The sequence below is a fragment of the Nocardia altamirensis NBRC 108246 genome (genome assembly GCF_001612685.1).
Classification (GTDB): domain Bacteria; phylum Actinomycetota; class Actinomycetes; order Mycobacteriales; family Mycobacteriaceae; genus Nocardia; species Nocardia altamirensis.
The window spans coordinates 65,123-77,691 of record NZ_BDAY01000029.1 but is presented as its reverse complement, the minus strand read 5'-3'; the positions used below and the strand labels follow the sequence as shown (position 1 = coordinate 77,691).

Sequence of the window (12,569 nt, the reverse complement as noted above, 5' to 3'; positions counted from 1 at the left end):
CACTGTCAATGGCGTTCGGGGGCGCCGGTGATGTCCTGAGTGTCTTTCCCCGTAGATGGATTCGAGTGGACAAGGCCGGGCGGGGAGCCGAGCTGGTTCGAGACCTTCCCGCAAATTCGGCGCGGGTTCTGCGCGAAATGCGGATCTTCAATCGCCTCCAGCGGTGATGAGTCCAGAATGGTCGGGGTCACGCTGATGGCCTTGGACGACCACAGCGGATTGACGCCGGTCACGCAGAGTTTCGCCGACAACGCAGTCCCTTGGTTGCACCCGATCGTTGCACCGTAGCGCCCGTACATCAACAGAAATTGGGAGGTTCCGCCGGTGCCGGTGCCGTCTATCGGTGACAACCTCGCCCCGATCCTCATTGACCCGCACAGCCCGGTCGTGCTGCGCGGGCACCGGGGCGAGGACATCGCGGCGATCGTCGAGCAGTGCCGCGACCCGGCCATGCTCGAATACACCCGTATTCCGCGCCCCTACACCGTCAACCACGCCCACGAGCTGCTCGACCTCGCCCAGACGGGCTGGTCCCAGCCCGCGGCGGTCTCGCCGCGGTTCTGGGCGATCACCACCCGCAACCCCGACGGTGAGTATGTTTTCGCCGGAACGATCGACTACCGGCCCACCGGCCACAGGAGCGCCGTGGTCGGATACGGGCTGCACCCGGCTTATCGCGGCGCCGGTCTGATGTCGGTCGCGCTCGGTCTGGTCCTGGACTACGCCTTCGATCACGACGGCCAAGACCTGATGAGCTGGCAGGCCGCGGCCGGCAACTGGGCCTCGGCGAAAACGGCGTGGCGCAAGGGCTTCCGGTTCGAAGGCCATGTGCGCGGGTTGTGCCTGCGCCCCGACGGCGGCTTGTCCGACGGCTGGATCGCCACACTGCACCGAGACGACCCACGCACCCCAGCTCAACCCTGGTCCCACGCTACAGCCACAATCACGACCAGCTATCACCGCACTGACACCCTGGAAAACGCGGCCACGGGATGCGCGAGCGAGCGCGGTATCGCGCCGCCGGCCCGCGTCCCACAGCGATCACAGCTACGCCTGGCCTGGTTCGGGGACAGTTTGATGGAGCACCTCGACGCGCACAATCCGCGCCTGAGCGACCAAGCTTCGCTGCCGAGCATCGGCGAGCATGTGGAGATCACCGAGTATCGCCACCGCGGTTACGTCCACGCCCTGCTCACCACGTGGCGTGCCCGCTATCCCTGGATCGAGTTCCATTCCGACAACCACGCCCGCGGCGGCGCGACCAGCCGAGACATTCTCGCCACCGTCCGCGCCGCGACCGCCGACCCCGCCCGCAGCTGGGATCTCGTGATGCTCGGCGCCGGGATCAACGACGTGCTGAGAACCCACCAACAACGGCATGCCGAGGCCGTCGATATCGGGGAGTTCGACGCCAATGTGCGTGCCGCGCTGCAGATTCTGACCGGCCGCGCCCGCACAGTGCTGGTGATCGAGCAACCGCCGATGGGATGGCAACCCCCGATCGACGTCGTGGCCGCGAACACCGATATCGCCGCCTACAACCAGCGCGCACGCTGTGCCGCCACCGATCACGGTGCGCACTACATCGAGGTGGGCCAGGAGTTCGTGTTCGCCGCGACCTGCCTGGGCTGGTCCCCGACCGCCCCGGCCGAGGGGGCGGCCAGCATGTGGAGCGACGGGGTGCACCTCTCGGAGTACGGCGACGAAGCCCTGCGCGCGCTAATCGACCGGAACCTCAGCGAACACCGGCTCCTCGACGAACTACTGGTCACCCCATCCGAGCCCGCGCTGCACCTGCGACCGCGATCGATGCAACACCGAGTATTGCCATGAGCGTGCCTCAGAACGCGTTCGCCCGTGTATTCGTGGTGAACCCCTCAGGTCATATCCTGTTGATCCGCGACCACCTTACGTACTGGGGGCTGCCCGGCGGCAAAGTCGAACCGGGTGAGGAGCCCGCAGCCGCCGCTGTGCGGGAGCTGCGGGAGGAGACGGGCCTGACGCTCGTGCAATTCGAGCAAGTCCATCAGGACGTATACGACTTCGACGGAGTTGCCTGGACCGGCTACTTCTACCGGGCGCGGCGCGTCGCCGGGCAGCCCGCTCTGCAAGAACCTGACAAGGCCACCGAACTCGCCTACCGCGATCCCACCGAGGTCGCGTTCGCTCCGGCGACCTCGGCAGCGATGACGGCCCTGGTGAACGGGCTTGTCCCGGAATTCGGACCGACCGTGACTGTCGATTACGCCACCACCGAAGATCTGCACCCCAGCACCACCGAGTTCAGCGACACTCACCCCACCACACCGCAGGCGGCTTTCGATCGGCACTTGGATGCGTTCCGCAGTTACCAGGCAACCCCGTGGGGGCGGCTGCGCTACGAACAGGTCGCCGCCAATCTGGCCCGGCATGTGCCGAACGCTCCGGTGAAGGTCCTCGACACCGGCGGCGGCAACGGCCTGGACGCGCTGCACCTGGCCGTTCTGGGCCACCATGTCACAATCCTCGACCCCTCCCAAGCCTCACTCGACGAGGCCGTCACGCTAGCCGCGGAGCACGGGTGCGCGGATCTGATCCAGACCTGTCTCGCCGATATCGAGGCCCTGGCCGACGGCGCCGCAGGAGACTCCTTCGACCTGGTCATGGCCCACAATGTTCTCCAATACGTGCCCGACCGGGCCGCAGCGCTCGCGGCGATGGCGGCGGTACTGACGCCTGGGGGTCTTTTGTCGGTGCTCATACCCAACCCCGCCAGCGACCCGTTGATCGCCGCCGTGCGGCGCGGGGAACTCGCCGAGGCGATCCGGCTGCTCGATGCCCCCACCCGACACACGCTCACCTACAACGTCGAGGTCGAGGCGGTCACCGCGACCGAGCTGGCCGCCGACATCGTCACCGCGGGCATGGGCCGACCGGTGCGCTACGGGGTGCGCGCTGTGTGTGATCTGATCAGCGACGGCGAGGCCAAGAACGACCCGCGCTACTTCACCGAACTACTGCAGTTGGAGACCCTGCTCGCCACTCGACACCCCTACCTCGACACCGCCCGCTTCGCTCATCTGATCGCGACGAAACCCCCAGCGGCACCACAGATCAGCGCTCACCTCGATCAGCGCCGGGTGCCGATGGATATGGACGACTACGAACAACGGGTGCGCTCGCAGCAGTGTTTCGTGTGTGCCTTCCTGGCAGGCGAGCCCGGCTACGCCCACCACACGGTCCTCGACGACGGCGAACATGTCGGATTCCTGAACCGGTTCCCCACGTTGCCCGGCTCTGTGCTGGTAGTGCCCCGCCGCCACGTCGAAGACGTGGTCGCCGACCTGACGATCGAGCAGTATCTGCGCTTGCAGTCAGCCGTGCACAGGGTCGCCCGCGCTGTTGGCGCGGTGATGAACCCGGAGCGTACCTACGTGATGTCGATGGGCGCCAAGCTCGGCAACGCCCACGTCCACTGGCACATTGCCCCGCTCCCGCCCGGCATCCCCTACACCCACCAACAGTTCCACGCGGTCGACGCGGCCAACGGCATCCTCGACTACAGCGACACCGAAATGACGCAGCTCGCGACGCAGATCCGCGCAGCGCTGGCCGAGGACTGCTGAGTAGAAACCCGATCGAAGGGATCCGGCCATGGACGAGACAGACCCGTTCGACGACCTCGAGCCAGGTGAGAGGCAACGTCTGTTCGAGCTCGGAGCAGCCGAGATGCGAGGCGAAACCGCCGAGGCCGGATGGAAGATGTACCAGGAGTTCCAGACACCGATGGGAATCCGCCGCTACACCAACATCCGGACCCTCGACGACGGGCGAGTACAAGCACGCGAGTACCGAGTAGATCGCAACGACCCGCAGACGATCTTCGACCTCGAGATGGACCGCTACCTGATCGACAACGGTGTAATCCATGAGGTCCAATGGATCACCGCCGAGTGAGGACCACCCTGGGGTCACGATGATGACGCTCGACGATCACTCCGGATTGGTGCCGGTCAACGGCGTGATGCGATCGCCGCAGCGAACAAACTCAGCGAACCCCTGCATCCGTGGTCACCGGACTTGCCATTGCGTGAGCAGCCCGTGCACGAACCCCGTCGCCGTCGTTCGGCGACCACCACCCGCTCACCGAAGTGCGGCAGAGCGGCGGGGCTCGTCAGCACCGGGTTGTGGGCTTCCAGGTGTTCCAGGTGCAAAGGCGCGCCCCACCATCCGATCAAAAAAATGCTGTTCCCCCGACACTTTCGGATCCCCGGTCTCGTGTCAACTGACAGTCTCGTAACTCGCCGTCATCGGCTTACTTCGGCGCACGCAGCCGCAGATAGCGGGTGCCGCCGTCCTCGAACGACCAGCCATCGTCAGCGTGGGCGGTGCACTGGTCAGGTGATGCGCCGCCCCTGCTCGCACAGCACGGTTACACCCTCACGCGCAGCGTCGAGCGCTGCACCGAGACGGTCGGCCAACAGCGGCATCACCTTTCCGACTGTCTCGTCGAGCGTGTGGAAGCCAGCGGAAAGGATCTCGCCGTCGGCAAACACCATCGCGGCCGTGTCACCGTCTGCGAGAACACCGCCGTCGAAGACGAACACCATTCCCTCGGGACGACCATCCTGCGGACGGACGTAATCGACCACCAGCAGTCGCCCCGGCGGTCGGTGCCAGCCCAGCTCCTCCAACACCTCCCGGTGCGCCGCCGCCCAGGGGGCCTCGTCCGCCTCCACAACGCCCCCTGGGATCTCCCAGTTCGGTTTATAGGACGGCTCAACCAGCAACACCCGATCGGCCTTATCACGGAACAGCACCCCGGCAGCCATACGCTTTCGCGGCAATGCAGCCACGTACTGGTCAACGGGCAGCACCCCAGTCGTGGCGGGGTCCGTGGACCTCGGCGTGGTCACACTGCGAAACCCTAGCGACTACAAGGGCTCACGGGCCGCACATGTGCTGAATCCAGCATGAACGGTGGCGGTTTGAGCGAATTGAGCGGCCGCCCTGAGCGCGCAAGCGGCAGAGCGCGTGTGCGTCTCCTGCCGGGCGCCATCGGGCATCATCGAATGCACCTCATGCCAGCGCGATGTCGGGGTTACAGATCTTGCAGGGCTGGTAACGGAGTCCGCCTTGCGGCCCAACACGTTCGGCGCGCCAACGGTCGAACTCCTCGGGCGTGAGCGGTAGCCGCGGCTCTTCGTGGCGAACGTCTGTGTGGGTGTATGCGCGCAGTTCGATGCGGAAGAGCCGTTCCTCGTCTTCGGCGGTGTCACTGGTGAACCCGAGGCTTTGCATCGAGCGCTTCACTTCGCGGCAGGTGATGCGGTGCACGGATCGACCCGACACCGCGTAGGGGTACCGGTCCGGATACTGGTAACGCTCGCGCCGACGGTTGACTTCGGCGCGGATCCGGCGTACGTCGGCGACGTTGGCCTCACAGCGGGGGCAATCGCCGAAGCAGCGCAACGAATCCGGCGTCGACGCCCCGCGCACGCCCTCGCCCAACCATTTCCGCTCGAGGGTCTCCGCGATATCGACCAGGGCAGCACGGACCTCGCCGATATCTGTCTTGGCTGTGGTGATGGCGTCGAGCATCTGCATCACGCCGGCCAGCTCGACCGCCACACCCCAACCTTGGATCTCTCTGCGGATCGGGTGATGGTCGAGGCCGCCATAGAACCTCATGTCCGGCACGGTTTCGGACCCGACTGTCACTGTTACGGTGAAAATTTCGAGCTGAGCTGGCAGGCCGTCCCAACCAGACACTGTGATTCCCCCTGCGGTAGTGGCGAACACGTACCGATCGACACTACGACTCTGCACCGACAATCCTCGCCCACTGTTGCGGGTACGTCGAAACCGTCGGGCTCCCAACACTGCTCGCCTGCGATCGGCCACGCTACGGTAGGCAAAACCGTTTGGTGAAGCTGTTTCGCCCGACCGCCTCGAGGGGAAGCCATGGACGCGTTCGAGGATCGTTTCGGCTTGCACGAGTTCCTACTCGCCCGCGGCTGGGAGCTCGATAAATACTCCGAGCCCGACGACGCGGGTTATCCCACCACTGCCGAAGACGGATGGCACTATCCCGCAAGCTTCGCCGGCACCGCCGTGCACGATATCGACGACGTCACCCCCAAGTCATTGTCATGCCGCATCGACTACGACGACGAGTTGACCCTGATCGTCCGCGCGGCGGGCAATTGGAAAGGCTGCGACGAGCATCGAGTAGTCGAACACACCTTTCCCGCCGACAACCTCGACGAACTCCATCTCGACGACCTCGCCACCCTGCTGAACACACTCGAGACCCAAGCACGCGCGGCTGACGTGCGAGTCCATATCGACTGCCTGTTTTTCGGTGCATGCGGTGAGTACTGGTGATCGCCCACGCTCAACGCCTGTCCAGCCACGCCAGTCCTGACCTCGGGTTCACGGGTCTCAGATGATCGAGGCACCCTTGCGCCGGTTGCACGGCCCGCACAACAGTTGCAGATTCTGCTCTGATGTCGCTCCGCCCTTCGAGACCGGGATGATGTGGTCGAATTGGAGCTCGACGTTGGAGCCGCATTTGCGGCAGCACCCGCCGTCACGGGTCCATATGAGCATCTTGAGGTCGTCGGGGATGGCGCCGCGGAGGGCGGGAGCCGGTTCGGCCAACATCGCGGCGGTCGTCTGGGCGCGATTGATTGCGGTTTGTCGGCGTTGTTCACGGGTGACCAGCACGGCGTAGACCTCGTCTTCGGTCAGGGCGTCGTTGTCGGCGAACCATTTGCCGGCAAAGCGCCAGTACCGCCGTTCGCCGACGATGCCGAACAGGACCGGTCGATGATCGGATTGGGCCCACAGTTCAGCGAATTCGGCGGTGTGCACCTTGTTGAATGCCTTGTAGGTGGCACGGCCGACGTGGAGGGTAATCGGGCCGCGGCCGGTGAACAGTCCTCGGCGGTGTACCACTGTCACATTCTCGACCCTGCGCAACATCGGTGTTTCCCTTCAAGCAGTCGCGGCGCCAGCGCCCGGCCCCGCGGTGGGTCTGCCGCCCGGCGTGGTCCGGACGGGCTCGAGCGTCAGTCGAACTGGTAGGCGTCGCGGTCGATGCGGAACCGGTGGCCGCCGGGGCGGGTGTCGCGGCAGGTGATCGTGTCGCCGATGCTGGTGCAGGTGTAGGGACCGGCGGTCTTGGTGGCACCGTCTGCCAGCACGGGAACCGCAGGGTCCACCGCGGCGGGAGGCACGCAGGAGAAGCCGGCCGAGGTGGCGGTCAGCGCAACCGTGTGGCCCCAGCCGGGTTCAGCACATCCGGGCGGAGGTGGCGGCGGAGTGAACGCGTAGTCGGTTGTGTCGCAGCGGATTCCGGCGCTGTCGCCATCGGCGGCGATGCGGCATGTCACGGTGTGCGACGCGGTCTGGAACATCACCGGATCTGCGATGCGACCATGATGGCGTGCGATCATCAGCCCGATCGCCACAATGGCGGCGGGAAACAAGACCCCGGCGGCCGCGAGGTTGCCGCGGCGGTGGCGAGTGCGGCGGCGAGGTCGGCGTTGCGGCGGTGCGACGACCGCCTGCGGCAGCGGGCGGGGCAAGTTCTCGCGCCGGTACTGCGACGGCACCGGGGGCGGCTGGTGATAGGCCGCAGTAGTCCGCGGCGAGATGGTGGGTGTCGGCGGCGGCGCGGTCGGGAAGTTCCTGTACAGATCGTGCAGGCCTGCTGCGCGCGCAACTTCGCGATCGCTGGGGTTCGGCGGCGTGACTGTCGTTTTCGGTGTGGCCGGCCCGGCAGCTGAGCGCGGCATCGTGTTCTGGGCCGCAGTGCTGGGCGGCGTGGTCGAAGCGGTGGCCGCAGGCATGGTCTTCACGGTTGGCGAGGACGGGCGGCGCGCTGTGGCGGTGGCGGTGGCTGGCGTACCGCGGTTGATGACGGCCGCGGTGAGAGCGGTGATCTTGTCGGGTGTGAGGTTGCGCAGCAGACCGGCACGGGGAAGTTCGATTTGCGGGACCAGCAGGCCTTTGTACTCGTACAGCACGATGGTGCCGGTGATCGCGACGCGCCAGCCGTGCAGTTTCCGCAGTACTCGCTTGTTGTTGCGGGTGTATTGGCCGTAGTCGCCGAACAGTTTGTGGGCGACCGCGTCGTAGCCGACGATGGTGAAGTCGCCGTTCTCGTAGTTGCCGAGGTTGATCAGTGCGACGTCGCGGCCGCCGCGGCCCTTGGTGACGCTGGCGAATTGGATGGTGCCGAAGACCGTGACGGTCTGGCCTTGGCGGCGGCGCAATTCTTCGAGTTCATCGCCGCGGAAGACGTCACCGATGGTGACGGTGAACCCGGTGGCCGCCGGAGCCGACACAACCTGTCCGGCGAGGGCTGTCGGCATGTGGTCGTAGTCGAGCTGGCACGCGCGTTGCAGGCGGCGGACCGGCTCGGCGAGGGCAGCTATGCCGACGAGTTCGGCGAACACCCTCGAGTTGGCGGGGTCGACGAAATCGGCGGCACTGAAGATCAGGTTCTCGCCGGTGCCGCCGTAGTCTTCCCACAGGGCTGGGCGTTGCTGCAGCGCGCGCAGGGACAGGTCGATCACCGCGGCGGAGAACACGTCGCCGTCGGCGTCGAAGCGGGTGCCGCGCCCGGGATGCTGATAGTTGCGATGCCCTTGTTCGATCGCCTGTAGATGCGGTGTGCCGGTGAATTCGTGCAGAAACATGCCGTCGTAGTCGATCAGAGTGATCGACAGGTCTTTGCGGACCAGGATGTTTCCGTGTTGCAGGTCCCCGTGCGCGGCGCCGGCCTTCTGCAGCTTCGCGACGGCGTCCGCGATGGCAGCGCGCACCGTGTCGATGGCGGCCGGGTCGCGGTGGGGGTCTTCGATCCAGTCCTCTACCCACACGCCCAGGGTTTCGCCCTCGGCCCACTGCATGCGCACGGTCGGAAACCGATTGCCGTCCACGGTGATTCCGTCGTCTTGGTAGACGACGTCGATCAGGAAGTCGAGATCGGGGTGGGCGGCGACGAAGGCGCCGATTCGGCGGTAGCGCTCAGCCAGGTTGCGGTCGTGCTGACTGAACTTGTGGAAGCAGCGCACCGCATAGCGGTCGCCGGAGGATGCTTCGATTTTGAAGGTGGCGGCGAACCCGCCGGAGGCCACCGAGGGCATGCCTTGCGCATTGAGGACAGCGCGGCCTGTGCGCAGCAGGTCGACGGTGGTGAACGCGGCCCTTGGAACTTGTACGGCGCGTTGGTATTCCAGCAGGCTCGGCAGTCTCATGCTTGCACCAGGCATATGGTCGTGTCGTCGTTGTCCAGGCCGTCACCGGCACGAGCGGCTATCACCCAGTCGGTGAAGCTGTCGCCGAGCACCGCGCTCAAGTCAACGGCGCTGCCGTTGTGGTGATGGCGCAGAAGGTATTTCGCCAGCGCGTCGGAGGCCAGGACGAACCGGTCACCGGGGTGGTAGTCGCCGCTCACGCGCCACACCGCGGCGCGGTGAGACTCGTCGGCGCCGCGCGTAGTGATTAGGGCTGGGTCTCGGCCGAACTGCTCGCACCGCTCGAGCGGGCCCGCGACCAGCAGCTGGCCCTCGCGCAGGTGCAACAGGCACGCGTCTCCGATCGCGCAACACCGGTAGCGCCAGCCGTCATCGTCCAGTTCGAGGCCCACGAACGTGGCAGCGCCACCGAGCTGCAGCTTCGCGACCGCGTACCAAGGCAGGTTCGGCTGCTCGACTTCGTGCTGCCATTGCGCGCGCAGCTGGGCCAGCACGGCGGGCTCGAACGGATCCAGATGCTCGCCGACGAAGGCGCGCACCAGGATCTCGGCCCATACTTCGGCGCGTGCCGAGGTGAACGCGCCATCGGCGACGGCGAACCGTCGCACTCCCGCGGCGGCGCGGTCGTCGTTCTCCCCCGGGTCCCGGCCGGCCTTGGCGACCCATCCGATCTGGGCCGACGCTGTCGGCATCATCACTCCCCTAGGGTCAGAAGGTCTCGGGCCGGTCGCCAGCAGGCCCGTCCGGGCTGTTGCCGCCGTCGGTGAGTTCCTTGAGCCCTGTGGGAGTGACCGCGCGGGTGCCGATGTCGAGGAAGTCGATCACCATCGCTGCGTCGGCGTTGTAGAGGAACCCGCGCGAGCCGGTCTGCACCGGATAGTTCATCGAGGCCGCTGCCTCGAGCATCGACGGCGGCAACGGGCTCGACATCTCGAACAACATGCGCGCGTTCGGATCGGTCAGTCCCGCAGCAGAATTCGGGAAGATCACCGGCTGACTGATCAGACCGGTCAGGTGCAGGTTGAACACCAGCGCTGCGCCGTCGTCAGTGCGCAGGTCATGGATTCGGATGGCTGCCTCGGTGGGGTCGCCGTCGGTACTCGCCCCGTCGGTCACGTTGATCACGATCGGCGGGAAGCTGCTCGGGTGTGCGGCGCACCATGCGGCGATCACCGGTTCGGCCTGGCTGAATGCGTCCACCATCGGGGTGGCGCCGTCAGCGACGGGGTCGACCCACACCGGCATCTGCTGCTGTATCGCCACCACCCCGCCGGCGCCGTCGGGGACTCTGCGGGTCACCGTGTCGACGCGGCGCGGGTTGTTGGCGATATCCTGCACCGGCAACACTGGCCGGCTCCGGTCCGCGCCGTGCAGGATCGGTCCTGTCGCTGGGCCATAGCCCAGGACGCCGACCTCGAAGTAGTTGTAGATCTTTTCCCCGCCCTTGCTGCACAACAGCACCGCGTTGCCCAGCAGGTTGTTCACCGCCGTCGACAACGCCTCTGCCTTCGATCCGCCCGCTTGACCCCACGGCTCCGACATCGAGAACGACTGATCGACCAGCAGCATCAACAGCGCGGGCTGTTTACGGTTGATCTCCGCCGAATACATTGCATACCACCCCTGTTCATTGATTCCCCTGCGCCCGGCGTTGCGGACCAGTAATTGGACCCCACTGTAGATGTGGCCACCGACACATTCCGGCTGATCGCGCATAGATAGTCACGGCGGACGGCGCGGCAGCGACCGCGGCGTCGGTTCGCAGGTGCCGACATTTCGACCGCCACTATCACCACTTCGACCCGTCGAAACCAGGCGCGACCAGCCCACATCGGCCTCCCCATACGGGAATGCTCGTCACCGTCACGACAACAACGTGGACCGGCGCGACACGTGTCCAGATGCCCGCCGCGGTCTACCTCGACAACCGGTCCGCCGCATGCCTGCGACTGGCCCGGTTTGCTCATACGATGACTCGGTGACCGACAGGGCGCACGGCCGCGCCGCATACCAGGTACTGGTGTTGCCGTATCGGCACACTGCGCAGGGCATTCGGTACGCGTTGTTGCGGCGCGCTGATGCCGACTACTGGCAAGGAATCTCCGGCGGCGGCGAGGACGACGAGACTCCGCTGACCGCCGCGCGACGAGAGTCCGCCGAAGAAGCCGGGCTGGTCGGTGGGCACGAAGTTGTCCTATTGGATGCGCGGGCAACGATCCCGGTGGTTGATGTCACCGGCGAGTTCAGCTGGGGTCCTGAGGTTTTCGTGATTCCCGAGTACGCGTTCAGTATTCATGTCGAAGAATCCGAACTGAGGTTGTCCGAGGAGCACACCGAATACCGCTGGTGTACGCGCGAGGAGGCCGCGGGGTTGGTGCGCTGGGATTCGAACCGGACAGCGTTGTGGGAGCTCGACTACCGGTTGCGCCACAGTTCGGCTCACGCCGCCATCTGACTGATCAGGGTTCCCCCGCCCGGCCCGAAGGACCGAGTGCCGGGAAAGGAGTTGTCAGTTGCAGTTCCGTTGAAATGGGTAGCAGCCTCGCCGCGTTGTGGGTGCCGCGGGCTCCTCGATCTGTGGTGCGGGTGGCGCTGGTACTTCGGCCGCCGGCGGCGGTGAGGGTTGTTCGGTGACCTGCTGAACCGTCTCGGGTGTGCTCGCGTCGCGGGGCTTGTTCTCCAGGTCCGCCGGAACCAGCAGCCAGAGGCCTACACCGATCGCCGCGAACACAGCGGCCGCCGAGACCCACGGACCAGCCCGCCACTTCGGCTTTCGGGCGGGGGGAAGAATGCGCAGCGGCAGGTCGGGTTCGCGCGAGTATCTGCCATCACCGGGCCCACGCCCGAGGTCGGTCCAAGGCTCCGGTGGCGAAACCACTTCGCGCGGTTCAGGAGGCGGCGTGCGGGTCTCGGCCGGCCCGGCAGACTCAACTATCGGGCCCGGTGGTGGACCGATCGGGCGCGGGGCATGTAGTTGGCTGCCCGGCCTCGGATTCGAGACGGGCTCAGGAGCAGCGGCCGGGGCGGTTCCCGGTAGTTGGATTTGGCCTCGGTGGATCACCACGTGCCGTTCGTCTGTCATCTCATGATGGATGAGAGTCGACCGGCCGGAGCGGTACCAGTCCTTATAGCGGCCGACTCCGCCGTGGTTCTCCCCGCCGCACTTGCAGACACACCGCCATACCGACGCGGGGTTCGCTTGTTGACACTTGGTGTCGCAGAGCATGGTTTTGGAGAATTCCAGGCGCATCTCGACCTCGCCGAACCGGTCAGCCAGCGCCGCCGCCAGGGGAAGCATGTGCTTCGAGCTCAGCTTCCACA

At 66.2% G+C, this 12,569-nt stretch carries 12 protein-coding genes; 5 read left to right on the top strand and 7 right to left on the bottom strand.

Annotation, left to right across the window (positions count from 1 at the left end):
- Positions 1-5: 5 nt before the first annotated feature.
- Positions 6-251 carry a hypothetical protein gene (locus NA11_RS47340; protein WP_245745921.1) on the bottom strand — a complete coding sequence of 82 codons (246 nt, stop codon included), beginning with the start codon at positions 249-251 and terminating at the stop codon, positions 6-8.
- A gap of 73 nt (positions 252-324) precedes the next feature.
- On the opposite strand from NA11_RS47340, the gene NA11_RS17125 reads away from it, so the two are divergent.
- The 3 genes from NA11_RS17125 to NA11_RS17115 are packed head-to-tail and all read left to right on the top strand — an operon-like array spanning position 325 to position 3,936.
- A complete protein-coding gene (locus NA11_RS17125; RefSeq protein WP_069162905.1) occupies positions 325-1,833 on the top strand; it encodes a GNAT family N-acetyltransferase in 1,509 nt (502 codons plus the stop codon).
- A complete protein-coding gene (locus tag NA11_RS43915) occupies positions 1,830-3,605 on the top strand; it encodes an NUDIX domain-containing protein (protein WP_084654701.1) in 1,776 nt (591 codons plus the stop codon). Before NA11_RS17125 ends, NA11_RS43915 begins: the two co-directional genes overlap by 4 nt.
- Positions 3,606-3,633: 28 nt before the next feature.
- Entirely contained in the window at positions 3,634-3,936 is a 303-nt protein-coding gene (locus NA11_RS17115) for a hypothetical protein (protein WP_069162904.1), read from the top strand.
- A gap of 440 nt (positions 3,937-4,376) precedes the next feature.
- On the opposite strand, the gene NA11_RS17110 is transcribed toward NA11_RS17115, so the two are convergent.
- Positions 4,377-4,895: an NUDIX domain-containing protein gene (locus NA11_RS17110; RefSeq protein WP_218023329.1), complete on the bottom strand. Its 519-nt coding sequence runs from the start codon at positions 4,893-4,895 to the stop codon at positions 4,377-4,379.
- A gap of 163 nt (positions 4,896-5,058) precedes the next feature.
- On the bottom strand, positions 5,059-5,781 hold the full coding sequence (locus NA11_RS17105; RefSeq protein ID WP_141717645.1) for a hypothetical protein: 723 nt from the start codon (positions 5,779-5,781) through the stop codon (positions 5,059-5,061).
- A gap of 162 nt (positions 5,782-5,943) precedes the next feature.
- Here NA11_RS17105 and NA11_RS17100 point away from each other — a divergent pair, with 162 nt between their 5' ends.
- Complete coding sequence (locus NA11_RS17100; RefSeq protein WP_069162901.1) at positions 5,944-6,366, top strand: hypothetical protein; 423 nt, start codon at positions 5,944-5,946, stop codon at positions 6,364-6,366.
- Between the two features lie 57 nt (positions 6,367-6,423).
- Here the strand turns inward: NA11_RS17100 and NA11_RS44810 are convergent, their stop codons facing one another.
- The 4 genes from NA11_RS44810 to NA11_RS17080 form a co-directional block, all read right to left on the bottom strand.
- Positions 6,424-6,945, bottom strand: a complete 522-nt coding sequence (locus tag NA11_RS44810; protein WP_245745920.1) for an HNH endonuclease — start codon at positions 6,943-6,945, stop codon at positions 6,424-6,426.
- Between the two features lie 107 nt (positions 6,946-7,052).
- Complete coding sequence (locus tag NA11_RS17090; RefSeq protein WP_069162900.1) at positions 7,053-9,248, bottom strand: protein kinase family protein; 2,196 nt, start codon at positions 9,246-9,248, stop codon at positions 7,053-7,055.
- A complete protein-coding gene (locus tag NA11_RS17085) occupies positions 9,245-9,946 on the bottom strand; it encodes a hypothetical protein (RefSeq protein ID WP_141717643.1) in 702 nt (233 codons plus the stop codon). Before NA11_RS17085 ends, NA11_RS17090 begins: the two co-directional genes overlap by 4 nt.
- 10 nt (positions 9,947-9,956) lie before the next feature.
- The gene (locus NA11_RS17080) at positions 9,957-10,859 is read right to left on the bottom strand and encodes a vWA domain-containing protein (RefSeq protein ID WP_069162898.1); all 903 of its coding nucleotides are present in this window, start codon (positions 10,857-10,859) and stop codon (positions 9,957-9,959) included.
- 367 nt (positions 10,860-11,226) lie between these two features.
- Here NA11_RS17080 and NA11_RS17075 point away from each other — a divergent pair, with 367 nt between their 5' ends.
- Positions 11,227-11,703 carry an NUDIX hydrolase gene (locus tag NA11_RS17075; RefSeq protein ID WP_218023328.1) on the top strand — a complete coding sequence of 159 codons (477 nt, stop codon included), beginning with the start codon at positions 11,227-11,229 and terminating at the stop codon, positions 11,701-11,703.
- Positions 11,704-12,569: the final 866 nt, after the last annotated feature.

What these genes read in the sequence shown, in the direction of transcription:
- NA11_RS43915 (WP_084654701.1), top strand. Translation starts at nt 1,830, where the DNA reads ATGAGCGTGCCTCAGAACGCGTTCGCCCGTGTATTCGTGGTGAACCCC.
- NA11_RS17080 (WP_069162898.1), bottom strand. Translation starts at nt 10,859, where the DNA reads ATGTATTCGGCGGAGATCAACCGTAAACAGCCCGCGCTGTTGATGCTG.
- NA11_RS17090 (WP_069162900.1), bottom strand. Translation starts at nt 9,248, where the DNA reads ATGAGACTGCCGAGCCTGCTGGAATACCAACGCGCCGTACAAGTTCCA.
- NA11_RS17115 (WP_069162904.1), top strand. Translation starts at nt 3,634, where the DNA reads ATGGACGAGACAGACCCGTTCGACGACCTCGAGCCAGGTGAGAGGCAA.
- NA11_RS17100 (WP_069162901.1), top strand. Translation starts at nt 5,944, where the DNA reads ATGGACGCGTTCGAGGATCGTTTCGGCTTGCACGAGTTCCTACTCGCC.